At 72.0% G+C, this 26746-nt stretch carries 24 protein-coding genes; 13 read left to right on the top strand and 11 right to left on the bottom strand.

The window, feature by feature from the left end; all coding sequences use genetic code 11:
* Positions 1-207 precede the first annotated feature (207 nt).
* Both ACGF3I_RS09710 and ACGF3I_RS09705 read right to left on the bottom strand, forming a co-directional pair.
* Positions 208-1098: a 2-hydroxy-3-oxopropionate reductase gene (locus ACGF3I_RS09710; protein ID WP_393130086.1), complete on the bottom strand. Its 891-nt coding sequence runs from the start codon at positions 1096-1098 to the stop codon at positions 208-210.
* Between the two features lie 62 nt (positions 1099-1160).
* Positions 1161-1994, bottom strand: a complete 834-nt coding sequence (locus ACGF3I_RS09705; RefSeq protein WP_393130085.1) for a TIM barrel protein — start codon at positions 1992-1994, stop codon at positions 1161-1163.
* A 123-nt stretch (positions 1995-2117) separates the two neighbouring features.
* Between ACGF3I_RS09705 and ACGF3I_RS09700 the strand changes: the two genes are divergently transcribed.
* The 8 genes from ACGF3I_RS09700 to ACGF3I_RS09665 all read left to right on the top strand — a co-directional run bounded on the left by ACGF3I_RS09700 (position 2118) and on the right by ACGF3I_RS09665 (position 9514).
* Positions 2118-2369 carry a hypothetical protein gene (locus ACGF3I_RS09700; protein WP_393130084.1) on the top strand — a complete coding sequence of 84 codons (252 nt, stop codon included), beginning with the start codon at positions 2118-2120 and terminating at the stop codon, positions 2367-2369.
* Positions 2366-2755 carry a helix-turn-helix domain-containing protein gene (locus ACGF3I_RS09695; protein WP_393130083.1) on the top strand — a complete coding sequence of 130 codons (390 nt, stop codon included), beginning with the start codon at positions 2366-2368 and terminating at the stop codon, positions 2753-2755. Before ACGF3I_RS09700 ends, ACGF3I_RS09695 begins: the two co-directional genes overlap by 4 nt.
* A gap of 168 nt (positions 2756-2923) precedes the next feature.
* Positions 2924-3436 (top strand): 2-oxo-4-hydroxy-4-carboxy-5-ureidoimidazoline decarboxylase, encoded by a 513-nt coding sequence (uraD, locus tag ACGF3I_RS09690; RefSeq protein ID WP_393130082.1) that lies wholly within the window; start codon positions 2924-2926, stop codon positions 3434-3436.
* Positions 3436-3840, top strand: coding sequence for a hydroxyisourate hydrolase (gene uraH, locus ACGF3I_RS09685; RefSeq protein ID WP_393130081.1), 405 nt, complete (start codon positions 3436-3438; stop codon positions 3838-3840). Before uraD ends, uraH begins: the two co-directional genes overlap by 1 nt.
* A 5-nt stretch (positions 3841-3845) precedes the next feature.
* The gene (pucL, locus tag ACGF3I_RS09680; protein WP_393130080.1) at positions 3846-4769 is read left to right on the top strand and encodes a factor-independent urate hydroxylase; all 924 of its coding nucleotides are present in this window, start codon (positions 3846-3848) and stop codon (positions 4767-4769) included.
* Positions 4770-4836: 67 nt separating this feature from the next.
* Positions 4837-6237 carry a nucleobase:cation symporter-2 family protein gene (locus ACGF3I_RS09675; RefSeq protein ID WP_393130079.1) on the top strand — a complete coding sequence of 467 codons (1401 nt, stop codon included), beginning with the start codon at positions 4837-4839 and terminating at the stop codon, positions 6235-6237.
* A 51-nt stretch (positions 6238-6288) separates the two neighbouring features.
* Positions 6289-7680, top strand: a complete 1392-nt coding sequence (locus ACGF3I_RS09670; RefSeq protein WP_393130078.1) for an 8-oxoguanine deaminase — start codon at positions 6289-6291, stop codon at positions 7678-7680.
* Between the two features lie 424 nt (positions 7681-8104).
* Complete coding sequence (locus tag ACGF3I_RS09665) at positions 8105-9514, top strand: nucleobase:cation symporter-2 family protein (RefSeq protein WP_393130077.1); 1410 nt, start codon at positions 8105-8107, stop codon at positions 9512-9514.
* Positions 9515-9610: 96 nt separating this feature from the next.
* Here ACGF3I_RS09665 and ACGF3I_RS09660 read toward each other — a convergent pair whose 3' ends face one another.
* Positions 9611-10072, bottom strand: a complete 462-nt coding sequence (locus ACGF3I_RS09660) for an excalibur calcium-binding domain-containing protein (protein ID WP_393130076.1) — start codon at positions 10070-10072, stop codon at positions 9611-9613.
* 178 nt (positions 10073-10250) lie between these two features.
* Positions 10251-11117: a chitosanase gene (locus tag ACGF3I_RS09655; protein ID WP_393130075.1), complete on the bottom strand. Its 867-nt coding sequence runs from the start codon at positions 11115-11117 to the stop codon at positions 10251-10253.
* 356 nt (positions 11118-11473) lie between these two features.
* On the opposite strand from ACGF3I_RS09655, the gene ACGF3I_RS09650 reads away from it, so the two are divergent.
* Complete coding sequence (locus ACGF3I_RS09650; protein ID WP_393130074.1) at positions 11474-12313, top strand: pentapeptide repeat-containing protein; 840 nt, start codon at positions 11474-11476, stop codon at positions 12311-12313.
* A gap of 13 nt (positions 12314-12326) precedes the next feature.
* Here the strand turns inward: ACGF3I_RS09650 and ACGF3I_RS09645 are convergent, their stop codons facing one another.
* Positions 12327-14492 carry an NAD-binding lipoprotein gene (locus ACGF3I_RS09645; RefSeq protein ID WP_393130073.1) on the bottom strand — a complete coding sequence of 722 codons (2166 nt, stop codon included), beginning with the start codon at positions 14490-14492 and terminating at the stop codon, positions 12327-12329.
* Positions 14493-14713: 221 nt separating this feature from the next.
* Entirely contained in the window at positions 14714-15322 is a 609-nt protein-coding gene (locus tag ACGF3I_RS09640) for a TIGR03086 family metal-binding protein (RefSeq protein WP_393130072.1), read from the bottom strand.
* Positions 15323-15480: 158 nt separating this feature from the next.
* Between ACGF3I_RS09640 and ACGF3I_RS09635 the strand changes: the two genes are divergently transcribed.
* Complete coding sequence (locus ACGF3I_RS09635) at positions 15481-16470, top strand: fibronectin type III domain-containing protein (RefSeq protein ID WP_393130071.1); 990 nt, start codon at positions 15481-15483, stop codon at positions 16468-16470.
* A 23-nt stretch (positions 16471-16493) separates the two neighbouring features.
* On the opposite strand, the gene ACGF3I_RS09630 is transcribed toward ACGF3I_RS09635, so the two are convergent.
* Positions 16494-17696 (bottom strand): FAD-dependent monooxygenase, encoded by a 1203-nt coding sequence (locus ACGF3I_RS09630; protein WP_393130070.1) that lies wholly within the window; start codon positions 17694-17696, stop codon positions 16494-16496.
* A 202-nt stretch (positions 17697-17898) separates the two neighbouring features.
* Between ACGF3I_RS09630 and ACGF3I_RS09625 the strand changes: the two genes are divergently transcribed.
* Together ACGF3I_RS09625 and ACGF3I_RS09620 are read left to right on the top strand one after the other, a co-directional pair.
* Positions 17899-19257 (top strand): M20/M25/M40 family metallo-hydrolase, encoded by a 1359-nt coding sequence (locus tag ACGF3I_RS09625; protein WP_393130069.1) that lies wholly within the window; start codon positions 17899-17901, stop codon positions 19255-19257.
* A gap of 62 nt (positions 19258-19319) precedes the next feature.
* Positions 19320-20837: a YfcC family protein gene (locus ACGF3I_RS09620; protein ID WP_393130213.1), complete on the top strand. Its 1518-nt coding sequence runs from the start codon at positions 19320-19322 to the stop codon at positions 20835-20837.
* Between the two features lie 105 nt (positions 20838-20942).
* Here the strand turns inward: ACGF3I_RS09620 and aceB are convergent, their stop codons facing one another.
* Positions 20943-22562: a malate synthase A gene (gene aceB / locus ACGF3I_RS09615; RefSeq protein ID WP_393130068.1), complete on the bottom strand. Its 1620-nt coding sequence runs from the start codon at positions 22560-22562 to the stop codon at positions 20943-20945.
* 287 nt (positions 22563-22849) lie between these two features.
* Entirely contained in the window at positions 22850-23479 is a 630-nt protein-coding gene (locus ACGF3I_RS09610; RefSeq protein WP_393130067.1) for an NTP transferase domain-containing protein, read from the bottom strand.
* Between the two features lie 165 nt (positions 23480-23644).
* On the opposite strand from ACGF3I_RS09610, the gene ACGF3I_RS09605 reads away from it, so the two are divergent.
* Entirely contained in the window at positions 23645-23953 is a 309-nt protein-coding gene (locus tag ACGF3I_RS09605) for a DUF5955 family protein (protein ID WP_393130066.1), read from the top strand.
* An 850-nt stretch (positions 23954-24803) separates the two neighbouring features.
* Here ACGF3I_RS09605 and ACGF3I_RS09600 read toward each other — a convergent pair.
* Both ACGF3I_RS09600 and ACGF3I_RS09595 read right to left on the bottom strand, forming a co-directional pair.
* Entirely contained in the window at positions 24804-25445 is a 642-nt protein-coding gene (locus ACGF3I_RS09600) for a response regulator (protein ID WP_393130065.1), read from the bottom strand.
* Positions 25442-26623 carry a sensor histidine kinase gene (locus ACGF3I_RS09595; RefSeq protein ID WP_393130064.1) on the bottom strand — a complete coding sequence of 394 codons (1182 nt, stop codon included), beginning with the start codon at positions 26621-26623 and terminating at the stop codon, positions 25442-25444. Before ACGF3I_RS09595 ends, ACGF3I_RS09600 begins: the two co-directional genes overlap by 4 nt.
* Positions 26624-26746 lie beyond the last annotated feature (123 nt).

The following is a 26746-nucleotide window of genomic DNA, read 5'->3' as shown; positions in this document are numbered from 1 at the left end:
ACTGGAGCTGCACCGCTGACTGTTCCGCGGTTCCGTGAGCGTAGGGACGCCTGGAAGGGAACGTCAACAGTTTGTTGAAAAACGAGGTGTGAGCTTCCGGGCGGCGGCGGCGCCTGGGCGCGACAGGACAGGTGTCAGCGCCGCCGCCGCCCGGAAATCAAGGGCCCCCGAGGGGGTGCTTCCGGTGGGCCGGACCCGTTGAGGGGGTCAGACCTGCGAGCCGGAGAGGCGCTCCACGGCGCGCAGCAGGGCCGAGTGGTCGAGCCCGCCGTCGCCCTGGGCGCGCAGCGAGGCGACCAGCTGGGCCACGACCGCGCCGACCGGAAGGGCGGCGCCCACGTTGCGGGCGGCGTCGGTGACGATGCCCATGTCCTTGTGGTGCAGGTCGATCCGGAAGCCGGGCTTGAAGTCCCGGTTCAGGAAGTTGTCCTTCTTGCGGGTCAGCACGGTCGATCCGGCCAGACCGCCGTTGAGGACGTCCAGGGCAGCCGTGAGGTTCACGCCGGACTTCTCGAGGAAGACGACGGCCTCGGCGCAGGCCTGGATGTTGACCGCGACGATGAGCTGGTTGGCGGCCTTCACCGTCTGGCCGGAGCCGTGCGGGCCGCACAGGACGATGGTCTTGCCGAGGGCTTCGAGGATCGGCAGCGCGGCGTCGAAGTCGGCCTGCTCGCCGCCCACCATGATCGACAGCACGGCCTCGATGGCGCCGGCTTCGCCGCCGGAGACGGGGGCGTCCAGAACACGGATGCCGTTCTCGGCGGCGTTCTTGGCGAGGTCGACCGAGGTCTGCGGGGTGATCGACGACATGTCGACGATCAGCGCGCCCTTGCGGGCGTTGGCCAGGATGCCGGCCTCACCGTACGCGATGGCCTCGACCTGGGGGGACGCCGGAACCATCGTGATGATCACGTCGGCGTCCTTGACGGCCTCGGCGATCGAGGACGCCGCGGTGCCGCCGGCCGCCGCGAGGCGGTCCAGCTTGTCCTGCTCCAGGGTGAAGCCGGTGACCGAGTAACCGGCCTTGATCAGGTTCTCGGACATGGGGGAACCCATGATGCCGAGGCCGACCCATGCGATCTTGGGGAGGTTGCTCATGAGGGTGCTGCCTTCCTAAAAGCTTTGGTACGTCGAGAAGTTGAGGCCCCGAGGGGTGTGCCTCAGCGGGCCGCGCGGACCTCGGCGGGGAGCCACGCGAAGGAGGCCGCGGCGTCGGGCGCCTTGTACTCCAGGCCCACCCAGCCGTCGTAGCCGGCCTTGCCCAGCTGGTCGAGGAGTTCCTCGAGCGGCAGCGAGCCGGTGCCCGGCGCGCCACGGCCCGGGTTGTCGGCGATCTGCACGTGCCCGGTCTTGTCGGCGTACGCCTCGATGACCTCGGCGACGTTCTCGCCGTTCATCGACAGGTGGTAGATGTCGAGCAGGAACTTGGCGTTGCCAAGACCCGTCGCGGCGTTCACCTTGTCGATGACCTCGATGGCGGCGGGGGCGCTCACCAGCGGGTAGAGCGGCGACTCCGGCTTGTTCAGGGTCTCGACCAGGAGGATCGCGCCGACCCGGTCGGCCGCGCGGGCCGCCAGGACGAGGTTCTCCAGGGCGAGCGCGTCCTGCACCTGCGGGTCGGCGCCCTCGACGCGGTTGCCGTAGAGCGCGTTCAGCGCCTTGCAGCCGACCGAGGCGGCGAAGTCGGCCGCCACCTCGATGTTGGCGCGGAAGCGGTCCGACTCCTCGCCGGGGATCGACAGCGCGCCGCGGTCCGGGCCCGGCAGGGCGCCGGCGTAGAAGTTGAGGCCCACCAGCTGGGTGCCGGCGTCGTCGAGCGCCTTCTTGAGCGCGTCGAGTTCGGCCTGCTCGGGGGTGGGGGTCTCGATCCAGGGCCACCACAGCTCGACCGCGGTGAAGCCCGCCGCGGCGGCGGCCGCGGGGCGCTCCAGGAGCGGGAGTTCCGTGAAGAGGATCGAGAGGTTTACATCGAAGCGCTGGTTCGAGTAGCCCATGAGGGGTGTGCGCTCCTTCCGTATTGCGGAAGTTGTTTTCTGCTTGATGGAAGGTTGCAGGGGGACGGGCGAGCTTGTCAAGGGGGCCTCCCGGATTTCGGCCCCTCGCAGTAGGTTGAGCGCGTGCGATTGAGAGTGGAGTTCACGACCGAGCCCTTCGACCTCGACGAGGCGCCGCCGCACGCCGTCGTCGCCCGGGACGTCATTCAGGCGGCCCGGCTCGACGCGGTGGACGTCGGCCCCTTCGGCAATACGGCGGAGGGCGGCGCCGACGAGGTGCTGACCGCGGTGGACGCGCTGCTGCGCCGGGCCCTGGCCGCCGGCGCCACCCGTGTCTCCCTCCAGGTCAACGTGCTCGGAGAGGGCGAGAAGTGACCGGCCCCACGGAGCACCCCCTCATCCGGGCGGTCAAGCCGCTGGTCGACGCCATGGGCGCCGAGATACTCGCGCCGGGGCACGCCGGCCCCGACGACGTGGTGCTCGCCTGGGAGGGCGAGGAGGTGCTGGCGGTGCGGCTGCCGCAGCTGTCCGACTCGCTGGACCACATCCTGGCCGCCATGGAACGCCGCCACGGCATGCCGCTCGCGGAGCTGGACCGCAAGGCGAAGCAGTCGGCCGTGCGCACCCTCGAGGCGCGCGGCGCCTTCTCCGTACGGCACGGCGTGGAGACCGTCGCCTCGGCGCTCGGGGTCAGCCGGTTCACCGTCTACAACTATCTGAACAGGGATCTGAACAGGGAAAACACCGCGAAAGACGACTGAGCGAGCACGCTCGGTACCCGCTCGGGCACCCCTCGACGCAACGAACCGCCGTCCGGACACCGGGCGGCGGTTTTTGTCTCCCCAAGTTTTCAACAAAGTGTTGACGGGATGTTTCCGAGGGCGTTAGCTATCGGCAGCCCGTTCAGCACCAAGGCCACGGAGGCCGCCGTGACTTCGACTTCGACGCCGGGCCTCGCCCGGTTCAACACCTCACAGGACAGCACGGCGCTCGCCGCGCTCCACGAGGTGTGCGCCAGTTCGGCGTGGGGGAGCAAGCTGCTCGCCCAGCGTCCGTACGCCACCGCAGAGGACCTCTTCACCGCAAGCGACGCCGCACTGGCCGAGCTCGGTGTCCAGGACCTGGAAGAGGCGATGGCCGGGCACCCGCCGATCGGCCGGCCGAAGCCCGGTGACCCCACCTCCGCACGTGAACAGCGCGGCATGGCCGGGGCCTCCGAGGCCCTCAAGGCCGAGCTGCTCGAACTGAACCTGGCCTACCAGGAGAAGTTCGGCCACGTCTTCCTGATCTGCGCCACCGGTGCCACCGGCGAGCAGATGCGCGACGCGGTGAAGACCCGGATCGGCAACACCGCCGAGGAGGAGCGCGAGATCGTGCGCACCGAACTCGGGAAGATCAACCGAATCCGGCTGACCCGTCTCGTAGAAGAGGACAAGGACTGATGAGCACCGCCACCACCGCGTCGGTGTCCACGCACATCCTGGACACCAGCATCGGACGCCCCGCCGAGGGCGTCGCCGTCTCACTCGCGGCCCGCTCGGGCTCCGGCGCCGAGTGGACCGCGCTCGGCGGCTCCGCGACCGACGCGGACGGGCGTTGCAAGGACCTCCCGGCGCTGCCGGAGGGCACCACCCACGTGCGACTCGACTTCGAGGTCGAGTCGTACTTCACGCGTTCAACCAAGCCAGTGAAGCAAGCCGAGGCGCAGCAGGACGCCCCCCGCGTAAGGGACAGCGGTGCGTTCTTCCCGGAGGTGGCGATCACATTCGCCGTCACCCCGGGCGAGCACTACCACGTACCGCTGCTGCTCAACCCGTTCGGCTACTCCGTTTACCGAGGGAGCTAGCAGACATGCCCACGATTCTCGGCCAGAACCAGTACGGCAAAGCAGAGAACCGCGTCGTCAAGATCACGCGGGACGGCGACACGCACCACATCAAGGACCTGAACGTCTCGGTCGCCCTGTCCGGCGACATGGAGGACGTGCACTACTCCGGCTCGAACGCCAATGTGCTCCCCACGGACACCACCAAGAACACGGTGTACGCGTTCGCCAAGGAGTACGGCATCGAGTCCGCCGAGCAGTTCGGCATCCACCTCGCGCGGCACTTCGTGACCTCGCAGGAGCCGATCAAGATCGCGCGGATCCGCATCGAGGAGTACGCCTGGGAGCGCATCGAGACCTCCGAGGCCAACTCGAAGTTCATCGGCTCCGACGACGTCAAGCACTCCTTCGTCCGCAAGGGCCAGGAGACCCGGGTCACCCAGATCACCTATGACGGTGAGAAGTGGGAGGTCATCTCGGGCCTCAAGGACCTGACGGTGATGAACTCGACGAACTCCGAGTTCTGGGGCTACGTCAAGGACAAGTACACGACGCTCAAGGAAGCCTACGACCGCATCCTGGCGACGAGCGTCTCCGCCCGCTGGCGGTTCAACTGGACCGACGACGAGCAGAAGGCGCCGAACTGGGAGAAGTCTTACGAGCAGGTGCGCAAGCACATGCTCCAGGCCTTCGCCGAGACGTACTCGCTCTCGCTCCAGCAGACCCTGTACCAGATGGGTTCGCGCATCATCAACAGCCGGTCCGAGATCGACGAGGTTCGCTTCTCGCTGCCGAACAGCCACCACTTCCTGGTGGACCTCGAGCCGTTCGGGCTCAAGAACGACAACGAGGTCTACTTCGCGGCGGACCGTCCGTACGGTCTCATCGAGGGCACCGTCCTGCGCGACGGCGTCGAGCCGCAGATCCCGGTCGACATGACCAACCTCTGACGCGGCACTGAGCCGGCCCCCGTCCGCCCGCAGTCGGGCGGGGGCCGGCCCGGCCGGAGGGAATCTCATGGCACAGCCTGCAATGGGGCCGGCACCAGCCGACGGCCCATGTCCCACCCCACCCGAAGGTGCCGTGCACCCGGTGGACGAAAAGCTTCCTGCCTCGCGGCTCGTCCCCGCCGCGCTCCAGCACATCGCCGCCATGTACGCGGGCGTCGTCACCCCTCCGCTCATCATCGGCCAGGCCGTCGGCCTGGACACCGCGGGACAGACCCGTCTGATCGCGGCCAGCCTGCTCATCGCGGGCCTCGCGACCGTCCTGCAGACCCTGGGCCTCGCGAACTTCGCCGGGAACCGGCTCCCGTTCGTGAACGCCGCCTCCTCGGCCGGCATCGCGCCCATGCTCGCGATAGCCGAGACCAGCGCCCCGGGCCATCAACTCCCCGCCATCTACGGCGCGGTGATGGTCGCCGGAGTCTTCTGCCTCCTGGTCGGACCGTTCTTCGGCAGGCTGCTGCGCTTCTTCCCGCCGCTGGTGACCGGTGTCGTGATCACGCTCATCGGCGTCACCCTGATGCCCGTACCCGTCTCCTGGGCCCAGGGCGGCGACAAGAGCGCCGCCGACTTCGGCTCCATGGGCAATCTGGCGCTCGCCGCCTTCACGCTCGTCGTGATCCTCCTCTTCCAGCGCTTCGGCCGCGGCTTCCTGCGCCAAGTCGCCCTGCTGCTCGGCCTGTTGATCGGCACGCTCGCCGCGATCCCGTTCGGCATGGCGGACTTCTCCGCCATGCGGTCCGCGCCGGTCGCCGCGCTGCCGACGCCCTTCTCCTTCGGCGCACCCGAGTTCCACCCGGCGGCCGTCCTGTCGCTGTGCATCGTGATGCTCGTCCTGATGACCGAGTCCAGCGCGGGCATGCTGGCGATCGGCGAGATCTGCGAGCGCCGCACCGACGGGCGCACCATCGCCCGCGGGCTGCGCACCGACGGCATCGCGACCTTGCTCGGCCCGGTCTTCGGCGGCTTCCCCACCAGCGCGTTCGCGCAGAACGTCGGCGTCGTGTCGCTGACTCGCGTACGCAGCAGGTACGTTGTGGCCGTCGCCGGCGGAGCACTCCTGGTGCTCGGCGCCTTCCCGGTGCTCGGCGCGGTGGTCTCGCTGGTTCCGATGCCGGTGCTCGGCGGCGCCGGGATCGTCCTCTTCGGCTCGATCGCCGTGAGCGGCATCCGCACCCTCTCCGAGGCCGGGCTCGACGACAGCTCCAACATCATCCTGGTGGCCGTGGCGCTCGGGGCCGGCATCATCCCGCTCGCCGCGCCCACCTTCTACGCCGGATTCCCCGCCTGGGCACAGACCGTGCTCGGGTCCGGGATCAGCGCGGGAGCGCTCACCGCGGTCCTGCTCAACCTCTTCTTCCACCATCTCGGCACCCGGAGCCGCGTCGCGGCCCCGGCACTCAAATCCTCGTAGGGTCCTGCCGTGCCCCATCACACCCCGCCACTGATCGAAGAAGGAAGCACCATGGCACCTTCGGCAGCCCCCCAGCGCATCGTCATCGAGAACTGTGCGATCGCCACCGTGGACGCGAATGACACCGAGTACGCCTCCGGGTACCTCGTCGTCGCCGACAACAAGATCGAGTCGATCGGAGCCGGCGCGGCTCCCAAGGGCCTGGAGAACGTGGTCCGCCGCATCGACGGCACCGGACACCTGGTCACCCCCGGCCTGATCAACACCCACCACCACTTCTACCAGTGGATCACGCGGGGTCTGGCCACCGACCACAACCTGTTCAACTGGCTGGTCGCCCTGTACCCGACGTGGGCGCGCATCGACGAGCGGATGGGCCGCGTCGCCGCCCAGGGCTCGCTCGCGATGATGGCCCGCGGTGGTGTCACCACCGCCATGGACCACCACTACGTCTACCCGCGGGACTCGGGCGACCTGTCCGGCGCGATCATCGGCGCGGCTTCCGAGATGGGTGTGCGCTTCACCCTGGCCCGCGGCTCCATGGACCGCAGCGAGAAGGACGGCGGCCTGCCGCCGGACTTCGCCGTCGAGACCCTCGACGGCGCGCTCGCGGCCACCGCCGAGACCGTGGACCGCTTCCACGACGCCTCCTTCGACTCGATGACCCAGGTCGCCGTCGCCCCGTGCTCGCCCTTCTCGGTCTCCACCGAACTCATGAAGCAGGGCGCCGAGTTGGCCCGTGCCAAGGGCGTACGGCTGCACACCCACGGCTCGGAGACCGTGGAGGAGGAGCAGTTCTGCAAGGAGCTGTTCGGCATGGGCCCGACCGACTACTTCGAGTCGACCGGCTGGCTCGGCAACGACGTGTGGATGGCGCACTGCGTCCACATGAACGACTCCGACATCGCCGCCTTCGCCCGCACCGGCACCGGCGTCGCCCACTGCCCGTCCTCCAACGCGCGTCTGGCCGCGGGCATCGCCCGCGTCCCAGACATGCTGAAGGCGGGCGTGCCGGTCGGCCTCGGTGTCGACGGCACCGCCTCCAACGAGTCGGGCGAGCTGCACACCGAGCTGCGCAACGCGCTCCTCATCAACCGCCTCAACGCCCAGCACCGCGAGGCCGCGCTCAACGCCCGCCAGGCACTGCGCCTCGGTACCTACGGCGGCGCCCAGGTGCTCGGCCGCGCCGACCAGATCGGTTCCCTGGAAGCCGGCAAGCTCGCCGACTTCGTGCTGTGGAAGCTGGACACGCTGGCCCACGCCTCCATCGCCGACCCGGTCACCGCGCTGGTCTTCGGTGCGGCGGCCCCGGTCACCGCCTCGTTCGTGAACGGCAAGCAGATCGTCGAGAACAACCGTCTCACCACGGTCGACGAGGACGCCATCGCGGTGGCGACCCGCGAAGAGGCCCAGCGCCTCGCCCGGATCGCCGCGCAGGCCTGACCCCAAGGAGTCCGGCCGAGGGGGACGGCCCTCGGCCGGTCGCCGTGCACCCGAGCGGGGTACACGGCAGCTGGACCGGGGGGTGCGTACTACAAGGACGTACGCACCCCCCGGAAAGGTGAAACCCGTCGCTTCAACCCTCGTACGCACACAGCTGTGTGACGGTCTGTCAGGCACAGCGCGGACGGACCCTCCCACCGACGGACACCCGTCCCCCGACGCACCGGCGCCACCCCACGCCCTCCCGTCCGGGCCGGCCCCCCACAGCGGGCCGCCGCCCCGCACGCTTCGTCGCGCCCGACAGCCGAGCCGCGCTGTCCGTACTGCCCCGCACCACCTGCATCAGCTGCTCAACGCACCACAACGCACCACCTCCAAGACACCCGCGTCCACCGCCGACGTGTAACCGACCGGAGGAACCGCCGTGGCCGCACAGCCCAGGTTTCGCACCAACGCAGTCAGCACCGACCAGACCGCCGAGAAACACCCGGTCGACGAAACGCTCCCCCCTCTGAAGATGTTCACCAGCGGCCTCCAGCACGTGGCCGCGATGTACGCGGGCGTGGTGGCCCCGCCCATGATCGTCGGCCCCGCCGTGGGGCTCGACGCCAAGGAGACCGCCTTCCTGGTCGCCGCGAGCCTGTTCACCGCGGGACTCGCCACCCTGCTCCAGACCCTCGGCATATGGAAGATCGGCGCCAAGCTGCCCTTCGTGAACGGCGTTTCGTTCGCCGGGGTCAGCCCCATGATCGCCATCGGCAAGGAACACGGTGCCGACGCGATACCCGTCATACTCGGCGGCGTCATCGTCGCCGGTCTGCTCGGCTTCGTCGCCGCGCCCTACTTCGGCAAGCTCGTCCGCTTCTTCCCGCCGGTGGTCACCGGCACCGTGATCACCCTGATCGGGGTCTCCCTGCTCCCGGTGGCCTTCAACTGGTCGTCGGGCGGCAACGAGAAGGCCTCCGACTACGGTTCGCTGTCCAATCTGGCGCTGGCCGCGATCACCCTGGTCATCGTCCTCGCCCTGCGCAAGCTGCTGCGCGGTTTCCTCCAGCAGATCGCCATCCTGCTGGGCCTGGTCGCCGGATCCCTCGTCGCGATCCCGATGGGCAAGACCAGCCTGGACGCCATCGAGAACGCGGACGTCATCGGCTTCCCGACGCCGTTCCACTTCGGCGCCCCGCAGTTCGACGTCGCCGCCATCGTCTCGATGTGCATCGTGATGCTGGTCTGCATGACGGAGTCCACCGCCGACATGCTCGCCCTCGGAAAGATCGTGGAGCGCCCGGCCGGGCAGGAGACGATCGCCGCGGGACTGCGCGCCGACACCATCGGATCCGTTCTCAGCACCGTCTTCAACGGGTTCATGGCCAGCGCCTTCGCCCAGAACATCGGTCTGGTGGCGATGACCAAGGTGCGCAGCCGCTTCGTCGTCGCCACCGGCGGACTCATCCTCGTGGTGATCGGGCTGTGCCCGGTGGCGGCCTCGGTGATCTCCCTCGTACCGCTGCCGGTGCTCGGCGGGGCGGGCATCGTCCTGTTCGGCTCGGTCGCCGCGAGCGGCATCCAGACCCTGTCGACGGCCGCCCTGGAGAGGGGCGAGAACGCCCTGATCGTGGCCGCCTCCGTCGGCATCGGTCTGATACCGATCGCCAAGCCGGAGTTCTACCACGCCTTCCCCGACAAGCTCCTGGTCGTCCTCGACTCCGGGATCTCCACCGGCTGCGTGGTGGCCATCGTGCTCAACCTCGCGTTCAACCACTTCGGCAAGCAGCGGGCCGAGACGGAGACCGAGGCGCTCCAGGCGGCCGAACCGGCGGTCGCCCTGCACTGACCAACAGGCCTGCCGTACACACCGGTTGACGCCCGAGGGCCGCGACTCCGTCAGGAGTGGCGGCCCTCGGGCGTCTCGCCGGTCGCCCGGCCCCCGTCACTCGCAGGCGACACCGTCGCCGTCGCGGTCCAGGTGGGAGTCGTAGCCCGGGTCTCCCCGGTGCAGCGGGGTGACCCCGGCGGCGCGGGCGGCGGTGCAGTTCTTGTAGTAGGCGCTGCCTCCGCCCTTGTTCCCGCCGCCGTTCATCGGCGGCGGCACCACCGGGGCCGTCATCTTCGGTTTCGGCTTCACCGGGGGTTTGGGCGCCGCGGGCTTCTTGGTGGCCGGGGGAGGGGTGGGCGTCGCGGCCTGCGTCGGGGTTCCGCTCGCGCTGGGCGTCGGCGAGGGCGAGGCGGAGGGCGTGGGGGAGGCGGACGCCGAGGGCGTGGCGGCGGGGCTGCCGGCCGTGGACTTGGCCGGCTTGACCGCGTCGTCCTGACAGCCGGCGGTGGTCAGGGCGAGCGCACCGAGCAGGCCGGAGGCGAGCAGAGTGCGGACGGCGGAACGGGATATGCGCATGCGGCGGCTCTCTCGGGCACTCGGTGAGCTTGTGTTGATCTGGTGAAGGAGAGAATACGGGCCGCAAAGGTTCCGTAAAGCGAAACGGGCCAACTCCGTCGCTCGCAGCAGCTGTTGGCACCGGAACGGGCGGGTACGGCAGCCCTCGCGCCGTACCCGCCGTTCCCTGTGGGGGCTGTTATCCGATGTGGTACGGGTCGCCGTAGACCTTCCAGTCGAGCGGCGTGTTGAGGTTCAGGTTGCCCTTCTTGAGGAAGACGCGCTGTTCCGTGTCCACCCGGCTGGTGTCGCTGTGCGCCTCCTCCTGCTGCATCGCCCAGACCCGGGCGTCGAGGAAGGCGTTGAGGTACGTCGTCTCGTTGCCGCCCTGCGACGGCGGCTTCGCCTTGGCGAGGGCCCGCTTGCGGATGGAGCTGAAGCTGGTCGGGTCGCCTCCGTCGCCGTGCATCACGATGGCGTCGTAGTACATGAACTGGCCCAGGGTGCCGATCCCGTCGGACTTGCCCTGCTTGACGGCCGGGTTGAAGTAGACGCGGTCCCGCTCGTCGTTCTGTGCCTGCTTGAAGGCCGAGTCGGAGGCCGCGGTCCTCCAGTCCTTGGTGAAGTTCGGGTCGAGGCCCTTGTGCGAGTCGCTCCCGTCCACCTTCTCCAGGGCGGGCAGGTACTTCGCCAGGACGTTGCCGGGCTTGCGCGCGGTGTAGAGCTTGACCAGGTCGAGCATGTCACCGGTGCCGGAACAGAATCCGATGATGCCGGCGGTGTAGCCGCGCCCGTCCTTGATGTCCTCGATGTACTTGTACTGCGCCTTCCAGTCCAGCGAGGAGTTCTCCGCGCTGGAGACGAGCTGCATGGCTATGTCCTTCTTCGCCGGGTCGTCGAGCCCGGTCGCGGCGGCATTGATCACGGACGCATTGTCCGCTGCCGGGGCGGCCGGGTTCTCGGCGGCGTACGCCGTGACCGGGACCGCGAGGAGAGCGGTGCCGAGCAGGGCGCGAACGGCGAGTCTGGTTCGACGTGCGGTGGTCTTGCGGTGGGGGGTGTGCACCTGGACCTCCAAGAGGAGTTCGTCGCTCCGGTGTTCTGTTAGGAAACTTTCCTACCATTGCCGGGAAGCGGCCGTACAGTCCTGCGGCAGAGGGAAGTTGAGCAGTCGTCGCGTTCGGCTTGATCGCCGAACGCGCCACGCCGACACGGGAGTTGTGGGGTTCGGTGCCTTGGCGTGCGGTTGCCACCGCCTCGGGTGGAGCCCTGCCGGGCGCGCGCCGAGCGTGGCGCGTCTGCGCGTCGGCCGGCCGAAGGCGCAGGCCACCCGGCCACGGCCGGCGGGGAGCCGCGGGCGGCCGACTAGACTGGCGGACCGCCGGTGCCGCGGCCGGAAGCACCCCGAAGGAGCCCCGCACGTTGTCCGAGCACCACGAGAGCGCCGCCCCGCCGCCGGGCGCGACCCGACTCGCCCTCGTCTCCGACTGCGGCAACTGTTTCGGCTTGTGCTGTGTCGCCCTCGCCTATGCGGCGTCCGCCGACTTCGCGATCGACAAGCCGGCCGGCCGGCCCTGCCCCAACCTCGCGCAGGACTTCCGGTGCGGCATCCACCGCGAGCTGCGGGGCCGCGGCTTCCAGGGCTGCACGGTGTACGACTGCTTCGGCGCCGGCCAGAAGGTGTCCCAGCAGACCTTCGGGGGTCGCGACTGGCGTACGGCGCCGGACACGGCCGCCTCGATGTTCGCGGTGTTCCCGGTCATGCGCGGGCTCCATGAGCTGCTCTGGTACATCGCCGAAGCGCTCGACCTGCCGAGGGCGCGGCCCGTCCACGCCGAGCTGCGCGCCGTCCAGGAGGAGACCGAGTCGCTCACGGCGCTCGCCCCCGAGGACCTCGCCGCCCTGGACGTGTCGGCCCACCGCGACCGGGTCAACCGGCTGCTGCTGCGGGCGAGCGAGCTGGTCAGGGCCGAGTTCCCGGGCAAGAAGAAGGACCGCAGGGGAGCCGATCTGATGGGCGCCCGGCTCAGGGGCGCCGACCTGCGCGGTGCCAACCTCCGCGGCGCCTTCCTGATCGCCGCCGACCTGACCGGCGCCGATCTGCGCCTGGCCGACCTGATCGGCGCGGACTTCCGTGACGCCCGCCTGTCCGGCGCCGACCTGACCGAGGCGTTCTTCCTCACCCAGGCCCAGGTGAACGCGGCCAAGGGCGACGCCACCACCAGGATTCCGCCGTCCCTGACGCGGCCCGCCCACTGGTGACCGGCGCCCCGCGTCACCTCTGAGGCCCGTCCGCGGACGGCCCGGCCGACGGGCGCGGCGCCGGGAGTTCGGGCCGGCTCGCCGGGGCCGGGAGGGCCGCGGGGGCTGAACTCCGCGACGGCGTTGGGGAGTTCGCGTCCGCCGTGCCGGGCCGGGAGAGGCCCGGAGCCAGGACGATCACCAAGTCCCCGGGGCCGAAGCACACCACCGCGCGCTTGGACGGGTTGATGCGTACGCCCCGCGCGGCGGCGGGTGCCGATGGGGGCGCTGGGGGCCCGGACCGGACGTCCGCCGCCGCGCCGTGCAGCAGCCGGTACCCGACGACGCAGTGCCCGCGGCGCCGGCCGGCCTCCACCACGGTCGCGTAGGTGACGGGCCGCCCGGTGCGGACGTAGTCCCGCGCGGGGCGCAGATGCAGGCTGTCGCCGCCGGAGGCGAAGAGGCGGTCGAAGACCGCCGCCAGGTTCCGGTCCTCCGCGATCTGTGTCATCAGGAGGCTGATGAGACGGCTGCCGACGATGAAGTCGGCGCCCTCGCGGGCGGGCGCGAGCAGCCGGTTGCGGTCGTCGGCCATCTCCGTGACCACCGCGAGCTCCCGCCCCCCGGCCTCTTCGAGGCCCCGCAGGTGGAGCAGTGTCACCAGGGTGCGGTCGTCGCCGGCGAGGGCGGTGCCGCCGGAGCGGGGACGGTCGTAGCCGAGCACCACGGCACGGTCGAAGGTGAGTACGTCGAGCCCGGCCAGCACGTCCGGGTCCGTGACGTCGCCGTCGAGCACGGTGACGGGCATCCGCCGCCCCGGAGCCCGCGCGCAGTGGTCCGCCTCCCGCACGTACCGGTCGCCCTCGGCCATCACCACCAGGACCGAGCCCTCGGGCGCGCCGCCGTCGAGCTGCTCGATGATGTGCGGGGCCCGCGGGTTCCAGCCGAGCAGCAGGAAGCGTTCCGCGGGGCGTGGTGCGGGCGGGGCGGCCACCACGGCGTCGTCCTCGACGGGCAGCGGCGGCCCCTGCCACGGCACCGCCGTGTCGTCGTCCTCGGTGATCACCACGATCCGGTCGTGCGCCCCGAGCACGCTGTCGCGGGGCGGGTTGAGTTCCACGCGGCCGTCGGCGCGCACCAGGCCGATCACGCTGGAGTCCTCGTACGCGAAGAGCAGGGCGCCGAAGGTGCTGCCCGCGAGGGGGCCCGCGGGCACGGTGTAGATCTCGTCGCCGTCGAAGTCGAACAGCTCGCGGTAGACGAGCGAGAGGCCCGGTTCGCAGGACGTCCGGGCGATGAGGCGGGCGGTGACGTCCTCGATGTTCAGGACGTGTCCGTGCGGGCCGGCCGCCAGATCGGCGGCCCGTTTGTGGCGTCCGTCGCGTACCGCGGCGACGACGGCGGGCCGGCGGCCCGGTCCGCGCACCGCGGCCTCCAGCGCCAGCAGCGTCTTCACCACGTGGGCGTCGCCGTCCTCGCCCTCGTGGGTGAGCACGAGCACGGCGCGGGCCGCGGCCGGGGCGACCAGCGAGACGACCGCGGGGTCGGTGGTCACCCCGCTGCGGCAGATCAGCCGCAGCCGGCCGAGGCGTCCGACGGCCGTCCCGATCTCGTCCTCCATCTCCGCCTTGTCCCGCGGGCCGAGGACCGCGAGGACCGCGCGGCGCCGGTTGGCGTTGGCCGCGGCCAGCTCGGAGACGATCGGGAAGACCTGGTCCGACCAGCCGAGCAGTACCGTGTGCCCCGATTCGAGGACGGTGGACCGGCCCCTGCGCAGGGCCAGCAGCCGGTCGTTGAGCCCGGTGGTGATCAGGCTGACCAGCGAGGAGACGAACAGCAGGGCCACCAGCGCGAGCACCACCGACAGGAGTACGTACAGCGGGCTGCCGATCGCACCCCCGATCTTCAGGGTCTGCCCCACGCTCACCCACACCGCGAGGGCCCGGCCGGACAGCGTGGCGGGGCGCTTGTCGTCGGCCCACACCAGAGCCGCGCTGGCCGGCACCACGACGGCCAGGCACATCAGGACGAGCCAGCCGATGAGCATGGCCGTGCCGCGGGCCACGATGGTGTCGAACCAGTACCGGGTGCGCGCCCAGGCGTGCGGCGCCACGGGCCGTACCGGCGTGCCCGGCGGCGCGGTGCGCCGGGCCGCACGTCGGGAGCGGGCGGTGCGTGATGCTGCCTTACGACCTGACAACCGGCGTTCCTCGGGCGGATGGCGAGAAGTGCCGTGGCGTCCACGGCCGTTCGAGCCGTGCCGCCGACCCCCGGCACCGACGGGTTCGTGCACAGGGCACCTTAACGGGACGTCACGCTCCGCAAGCGGGGCCGCCCGTAAACCCACCCGCAGCGTGACGGACCGGACTCCCTTTCGGGTGCGCGCGGTGCCGACGCGCGCTACTTCGGGCGCGCCACGGCTCAGGCGCTCCACCCCGGGTCCCGGCCGCTCATGCCGATCAGGCGGTCCACCATGGGCGCGTCGTCCGGCACGTCGACGGCCGGGCCGAAGGCGCCGCCGCGCGAGGCGGGGTCGTCCTTGGAGGGGGCGAGGAAGGAGTAGGCGATCTCCAGATCGCCGGGGGCGGCCCGGAACTCCTGGCCGGTGGAGCGGGCCACGTCCCATCCGTGCACGACCAGTTCGTCCAGGGCGACCCGGCCCGCGACGGCGGCCGGCAGGCTGAGCCCGCCCGCCCGCGTCTCGCCCTCCCAGGCCGCCGGGTCCCGCCAGGCCTCGGCCATCGCGGCGAGGCTCGCGGGCAGCGATTTCCGCCAGTCCAGGGGCAGTTGGGGCGGCGGCACACTGCCGGGAGGGGTGCTGGTCGACGGGCCGAACTCCTTGCGCGCGGCATCCTGGAAGGCGGTGCTGAGGCCGAGGACGTGGGCGAGGAGATCTTGCAGCGGGTAGGCCGGGCAGGGTGTCGGCCCCGCCAGCTGGTCGTCGCGTACGCCGTCGAGCAGACGGGTCAGCTCGGCCGCCGCGGGGCCGAGGTCGGGCAGGGGCGCTGGGGCGTTCGTTTCACTGCTCATGCAGGGGAGACCGGAGGGGAGCCGAAAACTCATCGCTCGGCCGGGGCGCGTCCGCCCCGGGCCCGCCCGTTCGGTCCGCCCTCTTGTCGTGCGCACGCCCGACATGGCATACAGGTCTGGACCTTTTCGTGGAGCGGGGCCTGCCGGACGGAGTTGCCGTGCGCCGTGGAACCAGCCGACGCGTCCAGGGGGCCGCCTGCCTGGCCCTCGCGGTCCTGCCGCTGCTGCTCACCGCCTGCGGCACGGGGCAGGGCGAGGACCGCCAGAGCCCCACGGTGCCGGGCACCGTCACCGCCCAGGCGAGCAGCGCCACTTCGGCGCACGTCATGTGGCAGCCGTCGAGCGACGACCGGGGCGTCACCGGGTACGAGATCCTGCGCGACGGCGCCGTGGCCAAGCGCGTGCCGGCGGGCGTCAGCATGAGCGACGTCGGCGGACTCACCGCCGCGACCGGCTACCGCTTCAGCGTGCGGGCCAGGGACGCCGCCGGCAATGTGTCCGCCCCCAGCGCCCCGGCCGCTGTCACCACGCCGGCCGCCACCCCCGCCGACAAGCATCCGCCCACCGCGCCCGGCCATCTCGCCGGCCGCCCGGACGGCACCGGCGCCGTCACGCTGACCTGGGGGCCGGCCACGGACGACGTGGGAGTGACGGCGTACGACGTCTACCAGGAGGGCGCGCGCATCCACAGCGTTCCCGGTTCGAGCACCGCGACCCGGCTCACCGGACTGCGGCCCGGCACCGTCTACACCCTGACCGTGCGCGCACGGGACGCCGCCGACAACGCCTCGCCGGACAGCAACGCCATTGACGTCACCACCGCCCGGGCGCCCGGCGCGCCGCCGAACACCGCGCCCACCGGACTGCGCGTCACCACCGCACACGCGGCGTCGGGCGGCGGCACGGACATCACCCTGCACTGGGTGCCCCCGCGTACCGGCGGCGAGATCGGTGCGTACCAGCTCTTCCTCAACGGCTCCCCGACCACCACCGTCGTCCCCGGCGGCCCCTCGCCCGAAGGTCTCACCTCGTACACCTTCACCGTCACCGACCCGCCCGGCACCCGCTACAGCGTCAAGCTCCGCGCCCGGCTCGGGGACGGGAAGTGGGGCGACTTCTCGGCCCAGCCGACCGTGGTCATCCCTTGACGCGCCATCAACTGCGTTGTTCCTCAGCGTAGTTGGCGTCCACCAAAAGCGCTCGCTCCGTCCGCCCGCCGCCACCAGTTCTCCAGGCCGCGCTGGTCCATCGCGCTCCAGTCGGGGCCGCTCCGCACGAGCCCGTGGCCCAGGCTGCGGCCGAGGCCGACCATGCCGCGGCCGGCCGCCGCCCGTTCCGCGTCGTAGGCGGACAGGGCGGCGGCCCTGTCCGGCGCCGTGGTGAGCGCGGCCTCCAGGGCGGTGGCGTCCTGGAGCGCCTTCACCGCGCCCCCGCCGGTGTGCGGCCGGGCCACCGTGGCGGCGTCCCCGATCAGCACCAGGCGTCCCGTCGCGTAGCGCGGCGCGGTGAAGTCGTACATCGGCTGGACGAACATCTCGCCGGGCGGTGTCAGCCCCGCCAACCGGGCCCAGAAGGGCGGGAGATGGGCGTCCGCGATCTCCAGGACGTGCTCGCGCAGCGCGGCGGTCAGAGCGCCCGGGGGAATGCTGGTGGGGGAGTCGAGCGGCAGCCGGTGGTCGGTGGGAGGCAGGGCGTACAGCACCCAGTTGACGCGGTGGCCGCCGTGGCCGTCCGGGATGCGGTAGACGACGGCGTGTCCGCCGGGAAAGACGGCGTAGGCGCACTCCCGCACCGGCCAGCGGTCGGCGTCCGGCAGCCGTTCGACCGGGAAGGCGCCGCGCCAGGCGAGATAGCCCGCGTACTCGGGCCGCACGTCGGGCCAGGCCGCCGCACGCACCACCGAGCGGTATCCGTCGGCGCCGACGACGAGGTCGAACCGCTCGCATTCGTCGCCGGACGTCGTCACCTCGACGTGCTCGGGCGCGAGGTGAAGACGCGTGACTGCCGTGCCCGTCCTGAACCGCACCGACTCCGGTACCCGGGCGCGCAGTTCGCGCCAGAGCGGACCCCAGTTGTACGTACGGAAGGGGAAGGGCAGGGTGCCGATGCGCCGGCCCATCGGGGACGAGCCGTCGCGCACGTACCAGCCGCGGCGGTCCAGTTGGAGCCACGGCATCGAGTCCGTCACGAAGCCGTGGGACTCCAGCTCGGCATAGCGGTCGTTGTGCACCGCAAGACCCACCCCGCGGTCGGCCAGCCGTCCCGAGGCCCGCTCGTACACGGTGATCCGTCCGGCACCGGAGCGGTGCGCGGCCAGTGCGGCGGCGCAGCCCGCGATGCTCCCGCCCACCACGGCGATACGTCCTCCACACATCCCATGCCCTCGCAGTCCGTGTGAGACGGGCGCGCTGCCCGGGCCGCCTCCGCCGGATTGTCGCAGCAGCGCCCACCGCCGCGCACCGGTGCCTCGACCGCGCGTGATCCCGCGCAACCCTGCGAACCCGAGCCAGCCGCCCCCCCCGGCACGTGGACGAGCACCGGATGCGCGGCCGGGCGGCGCGTGATCCATTGGGCGCATGGACGCGGACCAGGACCTGCGATCGACGGTCGACGGGCTGATGGACGGACTGCGGGCAGACCTCGAACGGCTGGCCCGCATCCCCTCGATCGCCTTCCCCGGCTTCCCTCCCGAGCCGGTGCACCAGGCGCACGACCTGGTGGTGGAGCTGCTGCGGGGGGCCGGGGTCGAGCGCGTCGAGCGGCTCGACCTGCCGGACACGGCTCCCGTCATCCACGCCGAGATCCCACCGCCCCACCCCGGCGCGCCCACGGTGCTGCTGTACGGCCACTACGACGTGCAGCCGCCGGGCGACGCGTCGCTCTGGCAGTCGCCGCCGTTCGAGCCCACGCCCGTCGAGGGCGGACTGCGGGCCCGGGGCATCGCGGACGACAAGTCCAACATCATCGTCCACCTGGGCGTGCTGCGGGTGTACGGCGGACGCCCGCCGACTGGCGTCAAAATCGTGATCGAGGGCCAGGAGGAGTACGGCAGCGCCTTCGACGACCACCCGCCGACCGACCCCGAGCGGTTCGCCTGCGATGCCATGGTCATCGCCGACACGGGCAACCTGCGCCCCGGCTCACCCACCCTGACCACCGGGCTGCGCGGGGCGAGCGAGGTGACCGTCGAGGTGCGCACGCTGGCCGAAGCGCGGCACAGCGGAGAGTTCGGCGGCGCCGCACCCGACGCGCTCCTGGTGCTGCTGCACGCCCTCGCCACCCTGCACGACGCCGCGGGAGACGTGGCCGTCGCCGGGCTGCGCCGCGAGCCGTGGTCGGGCACCTCCTACACCGAGGAGGAGTTCCGCGACCTGGCGACGGTGTGCGAGGGGGTGCCGCTGATGGGGCGCGGCAGTCTCGGCGAACGCCTGTGGAGCGGGCCCGCCGTCACCGTGATCGGCATCGACGCCCCGGCCGTCGACCACGCCGCGTCCGCGGTCGTCCCGTACGCCCGCGCCAAGCTGAACCTGCGCTTCCATCCGCGACAGGACCCCCGGGAGGCGCAGCGGTGTCTCGTCGCCCATCTGGAGGCACTGCGTCCGTTCGGTGTGGCCCTCACCGTCACGCCGGGCGACACCGGGCCCGGATTCGAGGCGGCCACCGACGGGCCGGCCTACCGGGCGGCGCGCGGCGCGCTGCGCGAGGGCTGGGGCGCCGAGCCCGCCTTCGCGGCGAGCGGCGGCTCGATCCCGCTGGTCAACGGGCTCGCCAAGGCCGCACCGGGCGCGGAGGTGCTGCTCTTCGGCGCCCAGGACAGCATGTGCGCGCTGCACGCCCCGAACGAACGCGTCCTGTTCGACGAGCTGCGCGGCGCGGTGATCGCCGAGGCGGCGTTCCTGCGTGCGTACGCGGCGGCGTTCGGGAGCGGCTCGTGACGGCGCCGCCGGGGCCGTCGGGAGCGGACTCGCCGCCCCAAGGGCCGCCGCCCGAGCCCGAGTTGGAGGACCCGGCGCCGTCCAGGGGGCCGGGGCCGCGCTTCCCGAGCGCGCTGACGATCCTCGCCATCGTCACCGTCGCCGTGTGGATCCTGGCGTTCGTCATCCCGTCCGGCACGTACGACCGCAACGCGGACGGGGCGCCCGTCGAGGGCACCTACCACCGGGTCGACAGCGGCCAGAGCTTCGTGGACCGCCTCAACGACCTCTTCCTGTCGCCGGTGAACGGTCTTTACGGCATCCAGGACGCGAGGACGGGCCAGGTCGGCCCCTCACTGGCCGGCGAACTCTACGGCAGCGCCGGGGTGTTCCTCTTCGTGCTCGCCATCGGCGCGTTCATCACGGTGGTCTTCGCGACCGGCGCGCTCGACCGGGGCATCGGGCTGCTCGCCCACCGGCTCCGCGCCCGGGGCGCCCTGCTGATCGCGGGCGTCATGACGGTGTTCTCCGTCCTCGGCACGGTCGAGGGCTTCGCGGAGGAGACGCTCGGCTTCTACGGACTGATCGTGCCGCTGATGCTGGCGCTCGGCTACGACCGGCTGGTGGCGACCGGCACCATCATCGTGGGCGCGGGCATCGGTGTGCTGTGCTCGACGGTGAACCCCTTCGCGACCGGTGTCGCCTCCTCCGCGGCCGGCATCTCGCTCGGCGACGGCATCGTGCTGCGCTTCGTGATGTGGGTGGCCCTGACGGCGGTGTCGATCCTCTACGTGGTCCACTACGCGCGGCGCGTGCAGCGGGACCCGTCGAGGTCGCTGTCGGGCTTCCTGCCCGGGGACCGCGAACAGGCGGAGGCCGAGGCGGACCCGGCCGGCGGCGGGCCCCCGGAACTGACCCGCACCCACCAGGTCGTCCTGACGCTGCTCACCCTCGTCTTCGCGTTCATGATCTTCTCGGTGGTGCCGTGGTCGAGCGCCCTCACCGGCCGGGCCGACGCCACGCCCTACGGGTGGGAACTGGGCTGGTCCTTCCCGCAGTTGGCGGCGCTGTTCCTGGTGGCGGCGGTCCTGGTGGGCGTCGCGGCCCGGCTCGGCGAGGCCGCGCTCAGCTCGACGATCATCCAGGGCGCGGCCGACTTCATCTCGCCGGCGCTCGTGATCGTCCTGGCCAGGGGCGTCACGGTGATCATGAACAACGCGCGGATCACGGACACGGTGCTGCACTCGATCGAGGGCGCGGTGCGCGGGGCGCCCTCCGCCCTGTTCGCCGTGCTCGTCTTCGTGGTCAACCTGCCGCTGGCCTTCCTGATCCCCTCGACCTCCGGCCACGCCACCCTCGCGATGCCGATCCTGGCCCCGCTGGCCGACTTCGCGGGCGTCTCGCGCGCGGTGGTGGTCACCGCCTGGCAGGCGGCGAGCGGCTGGATGAACCTGTGGGTGCCCACGACCGCCGTCACCATCGGAGGTGTGGCCCTGGCCAAGGTCGGCTACAACAAGTACCTGCGCTTCGTGGCCCCGCTGCTCGCCATCCTGTTCGTGCTGATCTGCGCGTTCGTGGCGGTGGGCGCGGCCTTCACCTGACCTGCCCCGGCCTGGCACGCCGCCGCCCGGCATGCCGTCGCCGGACACGAACGCGCCCCCGGTGCTGTGCGGTACCGGGGGCGCGGACGGGGCCAACTCGGGCTGTCAGCCGACCAGTTGCTCGTAGGCGGGGAGCGTCAGGAAGTCCGCGTAGTCGGCGTCCAGGGAGACCTGGAGCAGGAGGTCGTGGGCCTGCTGCCACTTGCCGGCCGCGAAGGCCTCCTCGCCGATCTCGGCGCGGATCGCGGCGAGTTCCTCGGCCGCCACCTTGCGGGCGAGCTCGGCCGTGGCCTTCTCGCCGTTCTCGAAGACGACGCCCGCGTTGATCCACTGCCAGATCTGCGAACGGGAGATCTCGGCGGTGGCCGCGTCCTCCATCAGGTTGAAGATGGCGACGGCGCCCAGGCCCCGCAGCCACGCCTCGATGTAGCGGGTGCCGACCTGCACGGCCGAGACGAGACCCGCGTAGGTGGGCCTGGCGTCCAGGGAGTCGATGGCGATCAGGTCGCCCGGCGCCACCGAGACGTCCTCGCGCAGCCGGTCCTTCTGGTTCGGCCGGTCACCGAGCACCGCGTCGAAGGATGCCATCGCGATCGGGACCAGGTCGGGGTGGGCCACCCACGAGCCGTCGAAGCCGTCGCCGGCCTCGCGGTCCTTGTCCGCCTTGACCTTCTCGAACGCGACCTTGTTCACCTCGGCGTCGCGGCGCGAGGGGATGAACGCGGCCATGCCGCCGATCGCGTGCGCCCCGCGCTTGTGGCAGGTGCGCACCAGGAGTTCGGTGTACGCGCGCATGAAGGGGGCCGTCATCGTCACCGCGTTGCGGTCCGGCAGGACGAACTTGGCGCCGCCGTCACGGAAGTTCTTGACGATGGAGAAGAGGTAGTCCCAGCGGCCCGCGTTGAGCCCGGCCGCGTGGTCCTTGAGCTCGAAGAGGATCTCCTCCATCTCGTACGCGGCCGTGATCGTCTCGATCAGCACGGTGGCGCGGACGGTGCCCTGCGGGATGCCCACGTAGTCCTGCGCGAAGACGAAGATGTCGTTCCAGAGGCGGGCCTCCAGGTACGACTCCGTCTTCGGGAGGTAGAAGTACGGGCCCTTGCCGAGGTCGATCAGGCGCTGGGCGTTGTGGAAGAAGTACAGCCCGAAGTCGACGAGCGCGCCCGGCACCGGGCGGCCGTCGAACTGCAGGTGGCGCTCCTCGAGGTGCCAGCCGCGCGGGCGCATGACGACGGTGGCGAGCTGGTCGGCATCCTTGAGGGCGTACGACTTGCCGGAGCGCGGGTCGGTGAAGTCGATGCGACGCTCGTAGGCGTCGATCAGGTTGAGCTGGCCGAGGACGACGTTCTCCCAGGTGGGGGCGGAGGCGTCCTCGAAGTCGGCGAGCCAGACCTTCGCGCCCGAGTTCAGGGCGTTGATGGTCATCTTGCGGTCGGTCGGACCGGTGATCTCCACGCGGCGGTCGTTCAGCGCGGCCGGGGCCGGGGCGACCTTCCAGTCACCGGCGCGGATCTCCGCCGTCTCGGGACGGAAGTCCAGCGTGGAGGTGCGGGCGATCTCGGCGCGGCGGTCCCGGCGGCGGGTGAGGAGCTCGTCACGGCGCGCCGTGAAGTTCCGGTGCAGCTCCGCCACGAAGGCGAGGGCCGCGTCGGTGAGCACCTCTTCCTGCCGGGGCAGGGGCTCGGCATCGACGATGGCCAGCGGAGACGGCGCTGGTGCGGACATGAGCTGTCACTCCTTCGCGGGCGGTGCCCTGACGGCCGCCGGGTCGCCATGTATGGCACTCAGTGCCAGGGCTCCGAGGTACGACTGCGGGCGCCGGCTGATCTGACGGGCGCTTCTGAACAGTGGATACTAGTTTCCTCATGGTGGAAGTTCAATGGTTTGTTGATGTCGAGATTCTCCGGGTCGACAGACCATGGCGCTGGGTGCCACCCCGTTCACAGCGCGTCCTCAGCGCCTGCCCGGAGCCACCCGGTCCACTCCCGCTGTCCTCGACCTTCCCTCCAGGTCTACTGGAGGCGGCCGAGATCCGCCTCCGTATCGATGTCGTACGGCTCGGCCACGTCCCCGCACTCGACGAGTTCGATCTCCGCCTCATGCGCCCGCAGATAGGTGCGCGCGCCCCGGTCGCCCGTCGCCCCCGCCGCGATGTCCGCCCAGCGCCGCGACCCGAACAGCACCGGATGGCCGCGCTTTCCGTCGTACGACGCGGCCACCAGGGAATCGCCCGAACGGTGGGCGGCGAGCACCCGGGCCACCGCCTCGGCGCCGATGCCGGGCTGGTCCACGAGCGAGACGAGCGTGCCGCGCGGCGCCCCTGCGTCGTCGGCGCCGCCGTCCTTGGCCAGCGCGTCGAGCCCGGCCCGCAGCGAGGAGCCCATGCCCTCGGCCCAGTCCGGGTTGTCCACGAGGACGCAGCCCGCCAGATCGGCGCGGGCCCGGACCTCGTCGGCGGCGGCGCCGAGCACCACGTACACCGTGCGGCAGCCGCCCTCGCGCAGGACCCGTACCGCGTTCTCCACGAGGGGGCGGCCCCGGTGCGGGAGCAGCGCCTTCGGCCGCCCGCCGAGCCGGCGCCCGCCGCCTGCCGCGAGCAGCAGTCCCGCGACCGCTGCCTGATTTGTCGTCGGTTGTGTCATGGCCCCAGATATACCCAACGCTTGTCCTCAATTCCGTCCGCGCAGTGGCGCACGACACACCGGATGGCGTTAACTGACCCGCGCATCCCGGCAGTTGACCTTCGCTGCACGGGTTTTGAACACCTGCACAAGGACGTGCGTGGGGGAGGACTTTTGTTGCGAGGCATGGAGCAGAGAGCCGTGACCGGCAGTGGCGAGGACCCCAGGGTGAGCCAGTTACGGGCGGCCGTGTCCCGGCTGCGCCGCGAGCTGGCCGGGCACCCGGCGGAGTTCCCCGACCGGGCCGTGGCGGAGGACGAGCTGGCGGCGCTCGAGGCGATGGCGATGAGCGGGGTGCCGGAGGTGCCTCGGCTGCGCCGGTCGCTGTTGTTGATCGCGGGGTCCATTGGGTCGGTCAGTGCGTTGGGGGGTGCGGTGGCGGGGGTTCGCCGAGCCGTGGAACTCTTCGGCGGCCCTCCGCCCCCGACCCCCTAAGGCCCGGCCCCCTGGACCTCCTGGTCCTGGGCTCCTGGGCCTGGGCTGCTGGGCGTTCCGGTTTTGGCCTCCCGGCCCCTGGGCTCCCCGGTTTTGGCCTCCTGGTCCTGGGCTCCCCGGTCCTGGCCTCCTGGTCCTGGGCTCCTAGACCTCCTGGGCCTCCCGGTTTCCTGGGCCCCGGCCTCGTGGGCCTGTCGGGCTCCTGGGCCCTGGCCCTTCGCGGGCTCTCGCACCCCCTGCTGCCTTTGAGGTTCCCCACGCTTCGGAGGGGGTGGGGGGTGGGTGCGGTTTGGTGTCGCGCCGGGAGGGTCTAGGTGGTTGTGCTCGCGGGGGCAGGGGGCAGGGGGCAGGGGGCAGGGGGCTGGGGGTGCGCAGTTCCCCGCGCCCCTGGCAGGACTGGTGCCGGCCCGCACCTGTGGCCCGGCCCCCCCTCGCGCGGTTCCGCGCCCCTGGGGGTGCTGGGGATGCCCGGGGTGTGCGCAGTTCCCCGCGCCCCTCAACCCCCTGATCGTCTGCGGACCGTGGTCGCTTCTCACGCAGTTCCTCGTGCCCCTGGCAGGGTCGGTGTTGGCCCGCACTTGTATCCCGGCCCGTCTTGCGCAGTTCCCCGCGCCCCTAACAGCACCGGTGCTGGCCCGCACCGGGCACCTCAGCCCGTCCGGCGTTTGAGGACGAGCGCCGTTCAGGCGCGATGGGGGGTCCGGGGGCGCAGCCCCCGAAAGGGGTGCAGGGGACGCAGTCCCCGCCGGGGTTCGAGGGGCGGAGTTCCTCGGGGCATGGCAGCAGCATGGCGCACCCCGGGCCCGCGCGACCCGGTCGCGCGCGGGGTGCCCGGGTGCGGCGGATGCACTCAGCCCGGCTGGCGGATCAGACGGCGCGCCCCCGCGACGGCGACCGCCGCCGTGCGCGAGTCCACCCCCAACTTTGCGTAGATATGGACCAGATGGGACTTGACGGTGGCCTGGCTCAGGAACAGCTGCTTGCTGATCTGCTGATTGGAGAGACCGTCGCCCACGAGCTGGAGCACCTCCAGCTCGCGCCGGGTCAGCGCCTGGGCCGGCGTACGCATCCGGTCCATCAGCCGGTGCGCCACCGCGGGGGCGAGCGCCGACTGGCCCGCGGCCGCGGTGCGTACCGCCGCCGCCAGCTCCTCGGGCGGGGCGTCCTTGAGCAGATAGCCCGCCGCTCCCGCCTCCACCGCCGCGAGGATGTCCGCGTCCGTGTCGTACGTGGTGAGCACCAGGACGCGGGGGGCGCCGGGCCGCGCCGTGATCCGCGCGGTCGCCTCGGCGCCGTGCATCCCCGCTCCGAACTGGAGGTCCATCAGGACGACGTCGTACGCGTCCGACGCGGCGAGCTCCACCGCGCGTTCGGCGGTGGCCGCCTCGCCGGTGACGGCGAAGTCGGCCTCGGTGTCGAGCACCGCGCGCAGCCCGGCCCGCACGATGGGGTGGTCGTCGGCGAGCAGCAGCCGGATCGGGGCCGCGTTCACCGGGCGCCCGCCACGGGCAGCGGCAGCGTGATCGCGACGGCCGTGCCCTGGCCCGGCGCCGACTCCACGCTCAGGGTGCCGCCCAGCGACTGGGCCCGCGAGCGCATCGCGGGCAGGCCGAAGCCGCTCGTCTCGCGGGGGCGCCGCGCCGCCGGGTCGAAGCCGCGCCCGTCGTCGACCACGTCGAGGGCGACTGAGGTGTCCATGAAGCTGAGCGTGATCTCGGCCCGGCCGGCCGAGGCGTGCTGCACGGTGTTGGCGAGCGCCGACTGCGCGATGCGCAGGAGCGCCACCTCGTACGGGGTCGGCAGCGCGACCGGGGTGCCGCTCACGCCGAACTGCACGGCGGGTCCCGGCGCCGCGGCGCACAGCCGTTCCAGGGCGCCGGACAGCGAGCCGTGCTCCAGGTCCGGCGGGGTCAGCGCCTTCACGAAGCGGCGCGCCTCGGCCAGGTTGTCCTGGGCCGCGCGGCGGGCCTGCTCGACGTGGCCGCGGGCCGGGTCGCCGTCGGGCAGCGCGCGCTCGGCGGCCCGCAGCAGCAGCTGGATCGAGGAGAGTCCCTGGGCGAGCGTGTCGTGGATCTCGCGGGCGAGCCGCTCGCGTTCGGCCAGGGTGCCCGCCGTGCGCTCGGCCTCCGCGAGCTCGGCGCGGGTGGCCACCAGCTCGTCGATGAGCTCGCGGCGCCGCTCGCTCTCGCGGTACAGCGCGTCGTACCCGAACACGGTCGCCACCGCGACCGCCGCCCCGAGCAGCGGCCCGATGAACGCGCCGGGCGTGACCTGCTGCCCGTGCAGCAGGAAGCTCGCTATGGCGGCCCCCGCGGTCGCCAGGACCGCGGGCAGCGCCCAGCGCGCGGCCAGCAGGTGGAGCAGCAGGAAGTAGAGCGGGAAGGCGGCCCACAGCGCGTCCGGCGACAGGGCGAGCAGTGCGAGCCAGGTGGCGCCGAGCGCCCCGAGCCACCAGGCACCGGCCCGGGTGCGCGGCCGTACCGCGGGCAGGGCCACGCCCACCGCGTACACCGCGGCCATGACGACGACCGCCACGACCGCCGCCCCTGCGTGCGGCCCGCCGTCGCCGACGGCGCGCACCGCGGCCAGCGCGAGCAGCCCGCCGAGCAGGGCGTGCAGGCACAGCCGCAGCAGGGCGGTGACAGGGGGGTGGGGGCGTGCGGAATCCATAGGACTTCCAGCGTACGGGCCGGGCGGGCGGCCCCGGTCAACCGAAAGTTTGATGTGCGGGTGCATCCTTCGATGCGGCACGCGATGCCCGGGCGCGATGTGGCGGCGGGCCGCGCTCAGCAG

Source organism: Streptomyces sp. NPDC048111 (assembly GCF_043202815.1).
Classification (GTDB): Bacteria; Actinomycetota; Actinomycetes; order Streptomycetales; family Streptomycetaceae; genus Streptomyces.
Note: the sequence above shows the minus strand (reverse complement) of the source record. Positions and strands in the feature narration are given on the sequence as shown.

Coding starts and splice junctions, on each gene's coding strand:
- ACGF3I_RS09710 (WP_393130086.1), bottom strand. CDS start 1,098: ATGAGCAACCTCCCCAAGATCGCATGGGTCGGCCTCGGCATCATGGGT.
- ACGF3I_RS09705 (WP_393130085.1), bottom strand. CDS start 1,994: ATGGGCTACTCGAACCAGCGCTTCGATGTAAACCTCTCGATCCTCTTC.
- uraH (WP_393130081.1), top strand. CDS start 3,436: ATGAGCACCGCCACCACCGCGTCGGTGTCCACGCACATCCTGGACACC.
- pucL (WP_393130080.1), top strand. CDS start 3,846: ATGCCCACGATTCTCGGCCAGAACCAGTACGGCAAAGCAGAGAACCGC.
- ACGF3I_RS09675 (WP_393130079.1), top strand. CDS start 4,837: ATGGCACAGCCTGCAATGGGGCCGGCACCAGCCGACGGCCCATGTCCC.
- ACGF3I_RS09670 (WP_393130078.1), top strand. CDS start 6,289: ATGGCACCTTCGGCAGCCCCCCAGCGCATCGTCATCGAGAACTGTGCG.
- ACGF3I_RS09660 (WP_393130076.1), bottom strand. CDS start 10,072: ATGCGCATATCCCGTTCCGCCGTCCGCACTCTGCTCGCCTCCGGCCTG.
- ACGF3I_RS09640 (WP_393130072.1), bottom strand. CDS start 15,322: ATGAGCAGTGAAACGAACGCCCCAGCGCCCCTGCCCGACCTCGGCCCC.
- ACGF3I_RS09630 (WP_393130070.1), bottom strand. CDS start 17,696: ATGTGTGGAGGACGTATCGCCGTGGTGGGCGGGAGCATCGCGGGCTGC.
- ACGF3I_RS09625 (WP_393130069.1), top strand. CDS start 17,899: ATGGACGCGGACCAGGACCTGCGATCGACGGTCGACGGGCTGATGGAC.
- aceB (WP_393130068.1), bottom strand. CDS start 22,562: ATGTCCGCACCAGCGCCGTCTCCGCTGGCCATCGTCGATGCCGAGCCC.
- ACGF3I_RS09610 (WP_393130067.1), bottom strand. CDS start 23,479: ATGACACAACCGACGACAAATCAGGCAGCGGTCGCGGGACTGCTGCTC.
- ACGF3I_RS09605 (WP_393130066.1), top strand. CDS start 23,645: ATGGAGCAGAGAGCCGTGACCGGCAGTGGCGAGGACCCCAGGGTGAGC.
- ACGF3I_RS09595 (WP_393130064.1), bottom strand. CDS start 26,623: ATGGATTCCGCACGCCCCCACCCCCCTGTCACCGCCCTGCTGCGGCTG.